Genomic DNA, 16,556 nt, shown 5'->3' on the forward strand with positions numbered 1-16,556 from the left:
AAATGGAAGGGGCATACCAACCCGCTTCTCCTGGGCTCCGTTCCGCTTCGGCTACGCCTTCGCTTCACTACGCCCAGGAGAAAACTATTTCACAATGAAAAATATTCTACTTTTAAACTGTACTAAAAATGGGAAGCCTTCATATTGACGGTATCAAAGTAGAGGGGTAATGAATAAAGGATTATTGATTTTGAGAAAAATATTGGAGTGAAACCAGATCAGATAGCATTCTTTATATTTAATATTAGCGTGTACAATAGGTTAATTAATTCGCTTTTCGGTCTATAACATCGAATTAATAAATATTTATTTCCTACTGAATATTATTATTATTCGAAGCGCAGGAAGAGGTCAAAATGAAAGATACAAAGAGTCCGTCTTAATGTCCTTAAAACAATGCCGCTGTATAACACAGCTTACTTGTAATTCAGGGTATCTTTATACTTTTCATAATGATATCCCCTACCCTCTATCGCCTCGTCTACCCGATGACATATATTTCGCACAGTTGTTGTTGACAGCTTATATTCCCTTGCGATTTCAGCAATGCGTTGTCCGCCTATCCGTTGCATATAAATACGTTTGTTTCTGGCGGTCAGGTCTATTTCCCGGGCATCCGGATTTTCTCCGGCATCAAGCATGAGTTGCCTTAATTTGGCGATCTCCCTGCGAAGCTCTCTTTGGCTAGCACGGGCTTCTTTCAACTTCTTTTTGATTGTTTCAATTTTCATTTGTTGGCGGTTAAGGTTTGTTGGTGGTTTGAGCAGGAACAAAATATCTTTGTTTTCTTGACAAAACACTGTAAGATATGATACAGGAAAAATACAATGATGTCTTGTTAAATCTGCTTGTCAGTATGCACGCGCAAATGCAGACGATGCGCGATTTCATGCTTACATATATGTGCAATCCACTGTATGGGGATCAGGAAGCCGCCATGCGCCTGTTTAATAGGATGACGAGCGAACGTAAGGACACCTTAATAAAGGCAATTAAAGGGGATGTGGCCCTTGATATTGACGATCTCCTGCGCAGGATGTTCTCCGGCGATGGGAAGGAATTATAGAAAAATTTAATTTCTTATATTTAATGCATGAACTTCAACTTCATTATTCGATTATGATTTTTGCATCATAATCCCTGATTTCATTTGCGATCAGGCCCCGCCATAAGGAACGTATCATTCCTGCCCGGGATTTCTTCATTTGTAATAATGATCTGGAATACAGTTGAAAACTAAAACGATTCTCCGAAAAGAAACTCCTGAAAAAGTATGGGTGTACCCACGCAACAAAATCCCCGGAGAACCGGGGACTTTTTGTAGCCATTGCTATCAGAATATACATGAGAAAAACTAAACAGGTACTACAAGCTAATGTGCATCAGAAAGAACAAAAACTTCCATTTCCTTTTCTTCCTTTACCAGGTCAAGACCATATAGCCTCAATTGTATTTTCAAAGCATCAATATCTCCAACATCTGCCAGGCTCAATTCAATATCTATATTATAGGGAATAGTCACTTCATTGAAAAACAGGAAAACATCTTTTCTTTGTGTTTTGGCTCCATTTAAATAGTCGGTAAGTCTTGACATTTCTTGATTGTATAAGCACTTCTTTTGCTGATTATCATTCCATTGTATTTCCGGAAGTCGCCCGTTTGTCTTTAAATCTTTCTTACCGCCCCCTCCACATATTATTTTGTATGCAATCGCATTTCTTTTTTCAACTCTGCCGGTCAATCCCAATGTTGTATTCAGATCATTCAATAAACAATACTTTATGTATTCATCGGAAGTTAAACCAACAAAAACAGCTTCATAGCAAACAGCATTTGAAGAAAGCCATTCGTCAAAATTTTGCATTCCTTGTATATAATTTTGTCTATTGGGCAATTCCAAAATTGTTTGCCTATCGAAATATTTCAGTTTTCCACTTAATGCCGTTTCGTAAAGTAACAAAATGGGATAATTTAAATATGAAACATGAGTTTTATTTTCAGTGACATACATTTTTTGTGATGTATGAACTCCATTTAAATATTTATAGAACTTAAATTCCCGAACTAATAAGTCGTTGTATTCTTTCAGATTATTCTGTTCAATGCTTTTATCATAATCAAATACTATGTTGTCTATTTTTTGTTTAAATCCCAAAGAGTTACCGTTTACAAAGTGCTTTATATTGTCAGAGGTTATATAAGAATCGGAGGTTATGGCTTTTATTATTTTTCCCCCATCTACCCATACCTCATGAGGAATTGAGGTGTAGGGAAATATTCTGTACAGAATACTGTCGTCAGTGGCAATTAAAAAGGTTATGCTTTTACCAATTTTATTTTTTGCCAAAAAAGACCTTATTGATTCTTCTGATTGCGTGGTTACAGCAATTATTATTAAGTTGTCTTTAAAATCCTTTTGAAGTTGCTCCAGGTCTGGAAATAGCTTAATACATGCACCGCACCAGGTAGACCAGAAATCTATGATAATGTGCTTATCCTTAAAATCCGACAACCGGGCCGTTTTAGAAGGATAGTTAATAAGGTTGGTAAGTTCAATATCCGGCACCGTATCGCCAATCGTTAATGCTCTAATGGCAGCCGATGGGGTTGTTTGTGCAGAAGCACTCGTGCCTGCCGATAGAAGCGCCAGCCACAAAGCCAATATTTTCATGATGTTGTAATTAATTGATGAATAGCATACACCAGCTATATCAATAAATTACAGGAGGAAGAAAGTGCCGGCAAAAATGAATATATTTGCCTGGTTTAAAAACAGCATATCCGGGTAATATACCCGTTATTTAATAAAATTATTTATGGCAACCAGTACATTAAAAATATTGAGAGAAATAAATGATTATACCCAGGAGTTTGTTGCCGAAGATGTGCTGGGCATTAGCCAAACCACTTATGCCCGGCTGGAGCAGGACCCTTCCAAAATTAAAGCAGAACATGCACAAAAGCTGGCAGATCTGTATAAGGTAAGCATTGCCAATTTGCTATCGGAAGCTACTCCTATAATAACTTTTCAGGCAAAGTCTATATCAGAGAATAATAATAGCAACGGCAATATTGGTTATCTCAATTCGCAGACTACCATGGCCAATTATCATGAAGGTGAGGTAAAAGCTCTTAAAGAACAAAACGAACTACTCATAAAGCAGAATGCCGAATTAATGGAGCTGGTAAAGGCCCTGGGCGGCAAGCTGGCCACCAACAATGGGTAAGCCGGACGTTGAGTAGATAAATGTAAGTAAGTGAGAATTTTACAATAGGGACGATAACAGGCTTATAGTAAATTATGTTTAACTTGTTCTCCCAGTAATGCTAAAAGTTTATCATTTTGCTGCTGTAGGTACTCTATTTGCTGTTTCAGGCTTTTAATTTCTTCCTTTCTTAAAAACATGATCTCGTCTATTCCTCTGTCATTATTCTGGTGATTGATGTAGCCACTTGTTCCGGCATTTCCGCTGGTAATGGTACAATTACTGTAAAGTGCTTCTGCCCGTATATAATGAGGTGTATCATCAATAAGAAAAAACTCCACTGGAGCCCGGTAAAGATCAGACAGTTTTTGTGCCAGTATACCATTTATTTTAGTGCGTCCTTCTTCCAGGTCTTTATAGCTTTCCGGCGACAAGGCAAGCTCTTTAGCCACATCTTCCAGTTGCCAGTTTTTATACTCCCTAAAAGATGTTAGCTTAAACGGTAAATACATAGCGCATTATTTTTTCTTTCTTCTTTTTTTTGATTCAACTTGATTCTTGCGAATAAAATCACGCATTATCTCAAATTTAACCTGAAAGAAATCAGCTAAGATTTCTGCCTCATTGAAAGAAAAACGGCCAGGGTCGTCCAGTTTTTTATCAAAAGCATAAAACTCTCCGCCAAGTAGCGATTGAAGATTAGTTTTTGCGATTATTGCGACAATTTGAGGGAAGGTTTTAATTGATCCAGTTTCTAACCCAGTCTTTATAACATGAATTTTATTTTGTCCTACTTCTGTTTTAAAGTATGTAAAAATTTCTTGTTTGGATTTACGTGGCATTGTTAAAGCGTTTACTTGCAAAAAGTATACACAGGCAAACAATTATCAATCATATACTTATATATAGTACCCTATATATTGTAAATACATCCCTATATATTTTATTTAATACCCTATCTTTAAAGTCAAATATTCTAACTGCTACATACTATGCCCGCTAAAAGGGAACCATATCTTTCTTTGTATGCTGTTTTTAATCAGTACTATAATTCTTTATGCTTCTTTGCCAATAGAATAATCAATGACCAGCCAGCGGCAGAGGACATAGTGGAAGATTTGTTTTTGAGACTATGGGAAAAGGAACCGGATTTTAATCAGCATAAAAACTTAAAGGCTGCGTTATATATCGGCGTTAAAAATGCCTGTCTGGATTATATTAAAAAGCAGAAAAATCTACGCTCTAAAACTAATGCACTCACCTACCTATTGCAGCAGGAACAAGAAGATTATGTGCTTAATGAAATTACCCGTGCAGAGGTGCTGCGTGAGGTATATACTGAAATGCAGAAACTGCCACCGGAATGCCGTAAAGTAATGCAGTTGTATTACCGGCATGGACTAGATCATAAGAACATATCTGCCAAATTGGGTGTTACCGTTAGCACCGTAAAAAACCAAAAAGCCCGTGGCTTAAAGATTTTAAAAAAGAAACTGGGTACATCGTTCCTTTATTTCCTGGTGCTGTTTGGGTGATTATTCCGATTTAAAAAGGTTTACATTTTTTCATAAGATAAGGTTTAATAATCCCGGGTAGTCTTGCCCGGGATTTTTTTTTGCAACGATTTAGACCAATGCAGCAACAAATCGTTTTTATAGCATACACCACTATTTTTTACAGGAGGAAAGGAAGTTAATACCAGGCAAAAATGAATAAAACAAACACGGATAAAAGTTTTCGTGCAGCCTACCTCATTAACAGGTATCTGCATGGGAGCCTTACAGAACCGGAAAATGAAGAACTGGAAACATGGCTAAACAGTAGTGAGCAAAGCAGGCAACTGTTTGAGGACCTGCGCTCTGCCGAAGCAGTGGAAGCCCAGTTGCAGCAATTTAAAAATACGGATAGCGAGGAGGGCTGGCAACGAATGCTGCATAAAATAAGGCTCCGGAATAATAGCCAGCAAACAAAAAAGAATAGGCAAATATGGTGGCGTTCAGTAGCGGCTTTACTGGTGTTGTCAATCATTGCATGGCAGGTATTGAATTATGTGGTTAAAAAAACGGAGGATAAAGTAATCCTTACCAGCCAATACGGTGACGACGTGTTGCCCGGTACTAAAACGGCAGAATTGATATTGAGTGATGGAACTACGGTATCATTAGAAAATATCACGGATAGCTCATTTACAGAAAAAGGAAGTTCTGTATTACGCACAGCCAACGGCAGCTTAATTTATTTGAACAGAGTGCTGAATAATGAAACAGGCTGGAATACGATACGCACTCCCAATGGCGGTGAATATATGGTAGTACTGGAGGATAAAACAAAGGTTTGGCTGAATGCTGCATCATCGCTGCGTTACCCGGTGCAGTTTACCGGTAGCGAGAGAAGGGTTGAGCTATTAGAGGGTGAAGCATATTTTGAAGTAGCTAAAAACAAAGAAAAACCGTTCATAGTAATTGCTAATCGTATGGAAATACAAGCTACCGGAACAGCCTTTGATGTAAACATTTATGTAAACGTTGACAGCATTGTTTCCACCACCCTCACCGAAGGAGGAGTAAAGGTTGTAGCAGGTAGGGATACCCGCCTGCTGCTGCCCGGTGAGCAGCTACGAACAGACGGTGCAACCGCACAGGTCATTAAAGCTGATGTGGAAGCGGCAACTTCCTGGAAGAACGGGCTATTTATTTTTAACGGGGCTCCATTGCCTGAAGTAATGGATCAAGTAGCCAGGTGGTATGATGTGAGGATTGAATATAGAAAAGATTTCAAAGAACAAAAATTCTTCACCGGTGAGATAAAGAGAAACGTACCGGTGAGCAAATTACTGCAGATGATGGAACTGACCGGCATTGCGCAATTTAGCATAATCAATGGCACAATAATGGTTTTACCATATACCCTTTAAAGCATTCTGGAATGTAGAACAGCCAAATATTTTAACCTCAAATTAAAACTGCTATGCTTACTCAAACACTGCACCTATGCAGAGTTAAGGCTCTTTATTGCCTGAAACAAAGACATTCACTGTTGCTGGTGTTTCTGGCAATGTTAAAGATTGTGCATTCCCAGGCGAATGCCAACTCTTTTCGGGATTCATCACTACTTACTATGTCACTTACCAATGCCCCGCTCGAAAAAGCATTTGTTATTATTAAGCAGCAAACATCTTACAGAGTGATATATGACAACAGTCTGCTGGAAAATGCAAAGCCTGTTACAATTTTTGTAGAGAAAGCGCCATTGCTTAATGTATTAATGCTCCTTTTTCGCAGTCAGCCTTTTGAATACCAAATCATGGATCAATCCATTATACTTACGCCGCTGCAATCAAAGACAGGTACAGTTTATCATGAGGCGCGCAAATTGACACCGCATGCAGAAGACTCTTTGATTACCGGCTTCGTTGTGGAAGATTCAAGTCTTCTGCCGTTATCTGGTGCATCTATACAAGTGAAAGGAACTAGTATTTCGGCTACTACGGATAATGCCGGCAGATTCCAGATACGCATACCGCAACATGGTGCTACACTTATTATAAGCTATGTAGAGTACAGTACAAAAAATGTTCAGATAAATGAAAAATCGCTGTTTCCCCTGAATGTGTTTCTAACCAAAACCTCAAGGAAAATGGATGAAGTAACCATTGTAAGTACGGGATATGAGTCATTGCCCAAGGAGAGGGCAACGGGTTCATTTTCTAAAGTTGATAATGCCACGCTTAATCAACAGATAGGAACATTTATATTAAATAGGTTAGTAGGAGTAGCCAATGGAATATTGTTTGATCAAAAACTTACATCCCCACAAAAAAAAATGAATTTAACTATCCGAGGATTGAGTACAATAAATGGTCCGACTGATCCTCTGATCGTACTTGATAATTTTCCTTATGAGGGAGATCTAAATAATATAAATCCGAATGACATCGAAAATATAACTATTCTAAAAGACGCAGCGGCAGCGTCTATTTGGGGAACAAGAGCGGGAAACGGTGTAATAGTTATTACTACAAAAAGAGGTCGTTATAACCAACCCTTGAAGATAGAATTCAATCTAAATACAACAATAGCTGAAAAACCAGATTTATTTTTTCTACCGCAAATGTCGTCAGCAGATTATATTGGAGTTGAGCAATACCTGTTTAATAGGAATTATTATAATGGTCAAATCAATAGTACTGCAAGAACAGCATTGTCCCCTGCCGTGGAAATATTTTTAAATAAAAGAAACAATTTGATTTCACCAACTGATTCTGCACTACAAATAAACGCGTTGAAAGATATTGATGTCCGTAATGAATATAATAGATACTTCTATAGAAAGGCCGTAAACCAACAATACTCACTTAATTTATACGGTGGAAGTGGAAACGTTGCATATTATATTTCAGGGGGCTATGACAAAAATATTAGCAATAATGGATCCAAATATGACCGAATCAACGTTAGATTAGAAAACAGCTACAGACCCGTAAAGAATTTGCAGCTGACATTGGGAGTTTTGTATACCAACAGTAAAAACAAAGGAGGGAAGCCGGTCTATAATAGTGTTACAGTAAACGGAAGACCAATCCCCTATTTGAGTTTCGCCGATACTGAAGGCAATCCGATAGCCGTTGCCAGAAATTACAGAGAGATTTACACCGATACAGCAGGAAACGGTAAATTGCTAAACTGGAAATATTATCCTTTAGAAGATTATAGGCACAACCGGGTTTCTTCAAAATTGCAGGATTTGGTTACCAATATTAGAATGAAGTACACCATACTTGAAGGAATAGATTTTAATGTTAACTACCAATACGAAAGGCAGCAGGCAACAGGAGAAACATTACAGGATATAGAGAGCTACGCTACAAGGAACATCATAAATTTATTCACTCAAATAGATAAGAGCAGTGGAGAGATAAAATATAACGTGCCGTTAGGAGATATTTTAAATTTATCAAATTCAACTGTTTTCTCTCAGAATATCCGTGCCCAGTTAAGCATAAATAAATCCCTTAAGAATCATACAATAGCATCATTGTTTGGTGCAGAATCAAGGTCTACAATTTCTGAATTGAATACAAATATTATCTATGGGTATGATGATGATTTATTGACTGCATCTAGCATAGACTTTGTTAATCCATATCCTACTTACCTAACAGGATTTAGGACATATATTGGAAACGGGCTTTCATTTTCGAAAAAAACGAATCGGTTTATTTCATACTTTGGTAATGTAGCTTATGCATTTAAGGAAAAGTATACTATTTCAGGTAGTTTCAGAAAAGATGCATCAAATTTATTTGGCGTAAAAGCCAATGATAGGTGGAATCCCTTTTGGTCTTTTGGTTCAAGTTGGGATATAGCTAAGGAACAATTTTATAAGTCAGCATGGATTAATACCTTAAGAGTAAGAACAAGTTATGGAGTGAGTGGCAATGTAGATCAAAGTAAATCTGCTGTAACAGTAATAGGATATCAAGGTAATAATAGTATTACTGGGTTTCCACAAGCCCAGGTGGGACAATTCGCCAATCCCTATTTATCATGGGAAAAAGTAAAAACATTTAACGTAGGGATTGACTTCTCATTATTTAATAAAGCCATTATAGGCAGTATTGAATATTACAAAAAGAAGGGCTATAATTTATTTGGCACATCTCCGGTTGATTATACCGCTGGTGTAAATACAAATGTTCTGACGCGAAATGCTGCTGACATGAGTTCTGACGGCATGGATATAATGATACAAACAGTGAATATTAATAGAGCGTTCAAGTGGTTCACTACTCTTTTGGTAAATTATAACCTAAGCAAAACTGAAAAGTATTACTTGCCGGAAGACCTAACTGATGGGTCATTCATAAGTAATGGAAATACTATAAATCCAACACCTGGTAGACCCTTATATTCAATTATAAGTTATAGATGGGGTGGACTTGATCCGATGAATGGAAATCCCCAGGGTTATGTAGATGGAAAATTAAGCACTGATTATGCAGCAATAACCAATTCTCTTACTAAAGGCGATTCATTGGTATACAGCGGATCAGCTCTGCCTAAATATTTCGGAGCAATAAGTAATACAATACGCTGGAAGGGAATTTCTTTAACAGTTAATTTAAGCTACAAACTTGGATACTATTTTAGAAAACCTTCAATTAATTATTCAACATTATATGCTTCTGGTGTAGGGCATTCCGATTATTCACAGCGCTGGCAAAAACCCAGTGATGAATTAAAAACCAATGTGCCATCACAGATATATCCAGTTCCTCAAAATCGCGATGCATTTTATTTATTCTCAGAAACTACAGTCAGAAGGGGAGATCATGTAAGAGTACAGTTCGCAAATATTACGTACGATATATCGAAATCTGCATTTAAGAATCTCCCTTTCAAATCAATCCAGCTTTATTTAAATGCCAGCAACATAGGTTTAATTTGGAGGGCCAATAAGGATCATCTTGATCCGGAGTTTTCAAATACTATTCCGCCAGCAAGAACATACGCATTTGGTATTAGATCCAGCTTTTAAGTACTAAAATTTATTTCAATGAAAAATAGCTTAACAATAACATTTTTACTGGCTACGCTATGCATATTAAGCTCCTGTAAAAAATATTTAAATGAAAAGCCTGATGCGGGACTTGCAATCCCTCAAAGTCTTAAAGATTTACAGGCAATGCTGGACAATTCTGATTTTATGAACTTCAAAACACCTTGCTTAGACGAAGGATCGAGCGATGACTATTATCTCCCTACCAGTGTTTATCAGTCGCTAAGCTCCTTCGAAAGAAATATATATACTTGGAACTATAAAGGGGAATCTACATATCCGAACGATTGGTCATTTATTTACGATGCGGTTAATATTTCCAATATTATTCTGGAGGCTGTCGAAAATATTCCATTCGACGCTACGAATAGTGAAGAATGGAGCAATGTCAAAGGATCGGCTTTGTTTTTCAGAGCTCAATCTTTTCTCCGCGCTGCTTTCATTTTTGCCAGAGCATACGATGAAAATACTTCAACCAGTGATTATGGGATTCCACTAAGACTTTCATCAGACTACTTGATTTCATCCATAAGGGCGAACAATGAAGAAACATACAATCAAATTATTAACGATTTAAGGAATGCAATAAATTTATTACCTGTAACTGCAAAACATGTTATGAGGCCATCTAAAACTGCAGCGTACGCTCTTATGGCAAGAAGTTATCTTGCCATGAGACAATATAACGAAGCATTTAAATATGCCGATTCAGCGCTACAACTAAACTCAAACCTCGTTGATTATAATGATTTGAACGTTGCAGATTTAATTCCGTTTACTCAGTTCAACAAAGAAGTCCTGTTTAGTAGCGTCATTGCCTATTATACGGTGACAAATATTGTTCCTGGGCTTGCAATTGTAGACTCTACTTTATATAACTCTTACGATTTAAATGATCTTAGGAGGGATGCGTTTTTTATTGACTTTGGCGATGGTCCTGTTTTCAAAGGCACTTATGATGGGAGTTTCGGATATTTATTTAATGGCATAGCCACAGATGAGGTTTTATTAACGAGAGCAGAATGCTATGCGCGATTAGGGAATAAGGATATGGCTTTAGCCGATCTAAACACTTTACTTACAAAACGATTTGCCAATGGCAGCTTTGTTCCTGTTGAAGCAAGCGATACAAATGCCGCGCTGGCTTTGATATTATCTGAAAGACGAAAAGAACTGGTCTTTAGAGGATTAAGATGGATAGATATAAAAAGACTAAACAAAGAAGGGGCTAATATTGTCCTTAATAGAAAAATTGACAGCCAATCATACACACTTTTGCCAGACAGTAAAAAATACGCAATTGCATTACCCATAGATGTAATACAGTTAGCAGGAATGCAACAGAATGACTATTGATATAAAAAAATAACTGGCTGAACTGACCAGCCAGTTATTAATGATCAATCAGGAGGAATTACTAAGGTAACGCCTAATAGGTAGGCACTCTGTTTTTCACTTGAGTTACTCCACTGGCAACAGAAGTTTTGGGGGATATGTTTGGTGCAGTCCCGTCTACCTCAACCAATTCGGGGTGGGCATCTACTCCTGATGTGCCAGTTATCTTAGTGGTTTTTAACTTACAACCCCTTCTGATACTTGTGCATGTTAATGTGCTGTTAAAATCGGCAGCGTCTGTTTCCGTCCATTTCATTTCGTTTGTCTCCTCTCCATCTGTTCCGTCAAATTTGAAATAATAGTCAATAAGAGTTGGTTGACTTCCTTTTGGATTCTTTTCATTTATTCCTTTTTGGAACGAACTCACGACAAAGGTTAATGCGATTGCTGCAATAACAGCAAATAACGGAAGCATTATTTTGATTTTCATAATTCATTTTTTGTTATCAATAAATAGTGCCGGTTTTTATGCCTGCAGACAATGGCAACCGGCATTCCCCGTACTACGGCGGAATATACCATGAAAAAATAATAGATCCTTTCCTACTTTCAGGTTACAGCACGATCCATAATGTCCATTTTCCGTGATTAAACGGAGGCGGCTGGGCACAGGAATGCCGGGGATACATGTTGTTTCCTGAAAAGCGATTCTTTCCATTTAAAGAGGTACGATTTTTTACCATTTGTACTGAATGGTAATGGGTTATCCCGCCTGTATTCCCCCGCGTTGAGCGTGCAGCCAGGATGTTGTTGCAACAAATATGTTGTATAAAGTTCTAAACTCTGTTTTACAATTACAATAGCCCACCGCAGAAATTGCTTTTTTGCTGTAAAAAATTGCTTTTTTGACACATGGATCAGCTGATCATATTTTCCAGTGCCGTTTCCCAGGCAAACGCAGCAGACAGGAAGCGGGGCAGGTTACGCCATTGGGTAAGTGTTATGTTTTCTTTAGTATTAAACGCGCGCCGCAGGTTATTGTAAGAGGTAAAGCCGCAGCGCCGGGCCGCTTCGGCTAAGCTCAAATCGGGCTCCCGCGTCATCATTGCTTTTACCGCCTTTAGTCTTTCATACAACAGGTAATGATAGGGGGTAAGCTCAAATACCTGCTTAAACATTTCTTTAAAATAGGTAATGTTCATCTGTGCTTTGGTGGCCCATTGCTGCAGGTGCATTTTACCGGCAAACTGCGCTTTTATTTCTTCTCTTACGGCATACAGGTTTTCCAACTGCTGTTCTGTAATATTTCTTTCCGCACCTCTTTTGCGGGTGAGGGCTGCAATTACCTGCCGCACCACTTCTTCGGCTACGCCCGCTTTATACGGATCTTTTGCTAAGTAATCCACGGCATCCAGCACCACCACATTACTCCAGGCAGGTTTCAGTATAATCCATTCGGGCGTGCCTGCACCCATACGTTCCAGGAACAGCTCAAATTGTTTATCTTTTATTTTCAGCTTTTTAAGTAAGGCCGGCGTAACCTGCATGTCAAACACCTCGTACAGCTCTCCGTTTCTCAGGCGGAACTCACTGTCAATTACCGGCGTATACGCAAAATTCACCTGCCCCTGCATCATGCTAATAACCTGCCCGCTTACCATATGGCGGATATGCTTCTTCAGCAGGAGCCGGAAACCCAGCCACGAACTGCTTTCCCGCACCCGGAGGGTAACATCTTCCTGCGGCGCATACAGGCTTTTCCATATCGTAAAATGTTTTTGTTCTACCTGCTGAAAAAAAAACCGGCCAAAGGTGTTGGCAGATTCAAAAGCATTGCTGCCGGGAATATAATAGTCCGGGCGAATAACAGCCATTTGGGGATCATGTTCGGCAAAGTGAAGCGTGCCATACGTTAGCGCTGATATAGTAAACATAGTTTAAGGTTTTATTAACCGGAAAAAATTTTCCAAACGCGGATACGTTTTTATTGTACTATACAGCATTCAATGAGGTAAGCAGATTATCTGCTGCAGGATACGGCAACGCCCTGTACGTTGCCTGTGCCATCTTAATATGAAGTAACGGGAAGCTATATAAAATTAAGAAACAATTGGCATTGCAGCAATACGATAACGAAAAACCTGTTATTGCCCCACAAATGCCCTTACAGCCTTGTTATTGAACGCCGGGCGAGAACTCCCGCGGGGCAAGAACATTCCTTCAACTTTCAATGCCGGAAGAGCGCATTTACCTTCGGTGAGGAATTACTGATAGATAATGAAGGCTACTTACGAACAAACAATTTAAAAAAAATGGGATAGAAACGACCGGCTTTCTCTACGGTTTAACGAACTCAATACAACACCGAGTGCCAATTACAATACATGCAAAAGGGCAGTTGAGCATGAAGATCCAGAGATAAGCGCCAATATTATGTGTTGTTTGATAAATATTAACTCTTATTTATTGAGCAGGCAATTAGCAGTTTTGGAAAAAGCTTTTTAAACGAAGGCGGTTTAAGAGAAAGAATGACAAGAGCTATGATTAATAAAAGAAATAAGCAGTAACCACCCGCATCGGGATACACATATGACACAGGCGACTTTCAGCGCTTTCATGTCCAGCGAATCCCCTTAGTCCCACGAAAAAGCCTGTGATTGCCTCTACAGAGAGGCTTTACTATTTATAAAAAATCAGTTCAGCAGCAGCCGGCATTCTTTCAGCAGAGTTTCTTTATTTATAGCAGCGGTGCCTACTATTTCGCATACCAGGCCACCGGCAATATTAGCGGATTCCGCCATCAGCTTCACGTTGCGCGTGGCAGCATATACTAATGAGGCAACAGCTATTACCGTATCGCCGGCGCCGCTTACATCGGCTATATTACGGATATGTGATGGCACAATGCCACCGGCATTTTCCTGCCTGTAAAACACGCCTCTTTCGGAAAGCGTAATCAGTGAAATATGATGTTCTAATTTTTCTGCCAATGCCGCATGAATATCCTCCAGCAATTGTTTATTCACTTCACCGGCAATGATATTCAGTCCTTCCATCGCTTCCTTTAAATTGGGCTTAAAAATATCTACGCCTTTGTAAGCGAAAAAATTTTTCCGCTTGGGGTCAACGGCGGTAATAATATTGTTGCGGCGGCACAGGTCAATTACTTTTTGTATCACCAGTTCCGTAAGCACGCCTTTATTGTAATCTTCCAGGATAATTACCTGCGGTTTTTCCTGCGCTATATAATGCTGCACCGCCAGTATCAGCCTGTTCTCGTCTTCATAGCCCAGGTTGCCGGTAATTTCCTGGTCTAACCGCATCATCTGCTGGTTGCGGCCAATAACGCGGATCTTATTGGTAGTAATCCGCTTATTGCTTTGTAATAAAAATGCAGTATCAATACCCTGTTCCGTAAACATTTTCTTCAGGGCATTGCCATCATCATCGCTGCCTGTTACTGATATTACCGATGCGCTGGCGCCCAAAGAACAGATGTTCAGGGCCACATTACCGGCGCCGCCTATACGATACTCTTTTTTATTTACGGCCACAATGGGCACGGGCGCTTCGGGCGAAATACGGTCAACCTTGCCCCACATATAGGTATCCAGCATTACATCGCCTACAATACCTACCTTAATGTTTTTAAAGGATTCAAATAAGTTCGCTATATCATTCATACCTTAACGGATTTGAAATGGGTATCAGGTGTTAGCTATCAGGTATCAGGTGAGTAACGGATAACGATAGGATATGTACTCCTTGCTTTGTACTGCTGAAAGCTTCCATCGGATTATTTAACTTGTGGTTTATTGTTTATAATTTATTGTTGCATTTTTCTTCAAATTTCGGATTTATGGCTATCAAGTGCCCGATCAGCCTTCAGCCCTGAGCTAATACAACCGCTCTTCTCACTTTTCACCTTTCACTTTTCACCTTGTAACCTGCACCTATCTTCCCGTATTTTCAAATTTCCTCATTTTCAAATTTTCAAATCATCACAGGCTCAATTTCTTCCTGGCAATATAATACACCGGAATGCCCAGCAAAATAATCCCTAATCCCGGAACGGTATAATTACTTTCAAAAATCAGCAGCAATACGGCCAACGCCGTGGCAACCAGCACATATACCATCGGCAACACCGGGTAACCAAATGCTTTATAGCTGCGTGGAATGCCGGGCTTTTTTTTACGCAATATATAAATACCCAGTATGGTAAGTACGTAAAATACCAGTACGCCAAATATTACCATGGCCAGCAAATCATTATAGCTGCCTGTAAGGCACAGGGCCGAAGCCCATATACATTGTATCCACAAGCCACGGCCCGGAACACTGAACTTGTTGAGATTACCGGCTTTCTTAAAAAACAACCCATCCTTAGCCATAGTATAATAAATACGGGCGCCCGCCAATATAAGCCCGTTGTTGCAACCAAAGGTAGAGATCATGATCATTACCGCCACTATAAGCGAACCGCTGCTGCCAAATATTTTTTCAGCGGCCGCCACACCTACCCTGTCGTTGGCGGCAAATGCTATTTCATTAAAAGGCAGTACTGCCAGATACATTACATTGGTTGCTACATAAATAATGGTAACAATACTTGTTCCGAGAAATAATGCCCTGCCTATGTTTTTTTGAGGCGATTTAATTTCGGCCGCAATAAAGGTTACATTATTCCATGCATCACTGCTGAACAAAGTACCCTTCATTGAAACGGCAATAGCGCCAAGCAGCGCTAACCCCGGCAACAGTGTAGTAACTGTTTGCCCGTTTATATTTGCGATATGGCTGAACGCCCATGCATTATGCCAGTTGGCATGCCATACTTCCGCTTTGGCGCCAATTAAAAGGCCAAATACGGTTAGCCCTACTAAGGACAGAATTTTGATTAAGGTAAAACTGGTTTGAATGATCTTTCCGTTCTTAACACCGCGGCTGTTTACATACGTAAGCAAAACAATAGAAATAATGGCCAGTACCTGCGCGCCGGAAACGGAAAACCGGCCAATGTTAAGCACCATGTTTTGTTCGCCAAAGGCCGGTATAAGGTAGGCGGTGAATTTGGCAAAAGCCACCGCCACCGCGGCAATGGTACCGGTTTGTATTACGCCAAACTGCGTCCATCCAAATAAAAAAGCCACAAAAGGATTATAAGCTTCCCGCAGGTAAACATATTGTCCGCCGGCTTTGGGAAACATGCCCGACAGCTCGCCGTAGCTCAGCGCGGCAATTAAAGTAACAACCCCTGCCAGTATCCACATCAGCGTAAGGGCTCCGGCACTGCCCACGTTACGGGCAATTTCAGCGCTCACGATAAATATGCCGGAACCAATCATTGACCCGGCCACCAGCATCGTAGCATCCAGTAACCCCAATGTGGGCCTAAACTGTTTTGAGGTATTTTCCGCCATAAAAAATCCCGGAATTTTCCGGGATTTGAAGATA

Annotated in this window: 14 protein-coding genes; 6 read left to right on the plus strand and 8 right to left on the minus strand. The window is 39.5% G+C overall.

The features are described 5' to 3' along the window. Positions 1–416: 416 nt before the first annotated feature. A complete protein-coding gene (locus VL121_RS04555) occupies positions 417–731 on the minus strand; it encodes a hypothetical protein (protein WP_325402618.1) in 315 nt (104 codons plus the stop codon). 77 nt (positions 732–808) lie between these two features. Between VL121_RS04555 and VL121_RS04560 the strand changes: the two genes are divergently transcribed. Then, entirely contained in the window at positions 809–1,066 is a 258-nt protein-coding gene (locus VL121_RS04560) for a hypothetical protein (protein ID WP_325402620.1), read from the plus strand. Between the two features lie 306 nt (positions 1,067–1,372). Here VL121_RS04560 and VL121_RS04565 read toward each other — a convergent pair whose 3' ends face one another. After that, complete coding sequence (locus tag VL121_RS04565; RefSeq protein WP_325402622.1) at positions 1,373–2,671, minus strand: TlpA family protein disulfide reductase; 1,299 nt, start codon at positions 2,669–2,671, stop codon at positions 1,373–1,375. Between the two features lie 145 nt (positions 2,672–2,816). On the opposite strand from VL121_RS04565, the gene VL121_RS04570 reads away from it, so the two are divergent. Next, on the plus strand, positions 2,817–3,227 hold the full coding sequence (locus VL121_RS04570) for a helix-turn-helix domain-containing protein (protein ID WP_325402624.1): 411 nt from the start codon (positions 2,817–2,819) through the stop codon (positions 3,225–3,227). 62 nt (positions 3,228–3,289) lie between these two features. Here VL121_RS04570 and VL121_RS04575 read toward each other — a convergent pair whose 3' ends face one another. After that, complete coding sequence (locus VL121_RS04575) at positions 3,290–3,718, minus strand: helix-turn-helix domain-containing protein (RefSeq protein WP_325402626.1); 429 nt, start codon at positions 3,716–3,718, stop codon at positions 3,290–3,292. A 6-nt stretch (positions 3,719–3,724) separates the two neighbouring features. Then, a complete protein-coding gene (locus tag VL121_RS04580; RefSeq protein ID WP_325402628.1) occupies positions 3,725–4,048 on the minus strand; it encodes a hypothetical protein in 324 nt (107 codons plus the stop codon). Between the two features lie 150 nt (positions 4,049–4,198). Between VL121_RS04580 and VL121_RS04585 the strand changes: the two genes are divergently transcribed. The 4 genes from VL121_RS04585 to VL121_RS04600 all read left to right on the plus strand — a co-directional run bounded on the left by VL121_RS04585 (position 4,199) and on the right by VL121_RS04600 (position 11,120). Continuing rightward, positions 4,199–4,741 carry an RNA polymerase sigma-70 factor gene (locus VL121_RS04585; protein ID WP_325402630.1) on the plus strand — a complete coding sequence of 181 codons (543 nt, stop codon included), beginning with the start codon at positions 4,199–4,201 and terminating at the stop codon, positions 4,739–4,741. Between the two features lie 173 nt (positions 4,742–4,914). After that, positions 4,915–6,120, plus strand: coding sequence for a FecR domain-containing protein (locus VL121_RS04590; RefSeq protein ID WP_325402632.1), 1,206 nt, complete (start codon positions 4,915–4,917; stop codon positions 6,118–6,120). A gap of 203 nt (positions 6,121–6,323) precedes the next feature. Beyond that, entirely contained in the window at positions 6,324–9,743 is a 3,420-nt protein-coding gene (locus VL121_RS04595) for a SusC/RagA family TonB-linked outer membrane protein (protein ID WP_325402634.1), read from the plus strand. 18 nt (positions 9,744–9,761) lie between these two features. Next, on the plus strand, positions 9,762–11,120 hold the full coding sequence (locus VL121_RS04600; protein ID WP_325402636.1) for a RagB/SusD family nutrient uptake outer membrane protein: 1,359 nt from the start codon (positions 9,762–9,764) through the stop codon (positions 11,118–11,120). A 73-nt stretch (positions 11,121–11,193) separates the two neighbouring features. Here the strand turns inward: VL121_RS04600 and VL121_RS04605 are convergent, their stop codons facing one another. The 4 genes from VL121_RS04605 to VL121_RS04620 form a co-directional block, all read right to left on the minus strand. After that, positions 11,194–11,589 (minus strand): hypothetical protein, encoded by a 396-nt coding sequence (locus tag VL121_RS04605; RefSeq protein WP_325402638.1) that lies wholly within the window; start codon positions 11,587–11,589, stop codon positions 11,194–11,196. A gap of 427 nt (positions 11,590–12,016) precedes the next feature. Beyond that, complete coding sequence (locus VL121_RS04610) at positions 12,017–13,033, minus strand: AraC family transcriptional regulator (RefSeq protein ID WP_325402640.1); 1,017 nt, start codon at positions 13,031–13,033, stop codon at positions 12,017–12,019. 759 nt (positions 13,034–13,792) lie between these two features. After that, the gene (locus VL121_RS04615) at positions 13,793–14,782 is read right to left on the minus strand and encodes a bifunctional heptose 7-phosphate kinase/heptose 1-phosphate adenyltransferase (RefSeq protein ID WP_325402642.1); all 990 of its coding nucleotides are present in this window, start codon (positions 14,780–14,782) and stop codon (positions 13,793–13,795) included. A 318-nt stretch (positions 14,783–15,100) separates the two neighbouring features. Continuing rightward, positions 15,101–16,522 (minus strand): APC family permease, encoded by a 1,422-nt coding sequence (locus tag VL121_RS04620; RefSeq protein ID WP_325402644.1) that lies wholly within the window; start codon positions 16,520–16,522, stop codon positions 15,101–15,103. Positions 16,523–16,556 lie beyond the last annotated feature (34 nt).

This window comes from Agriterribacter sp., from assembly GCF_035497235.1.
Classification (GTDB): domain Bacteria; phylum Bacteroidota; class Bacteroidia; order Chitinophagales; family Chitinophagaceae; genus Agriterribacter.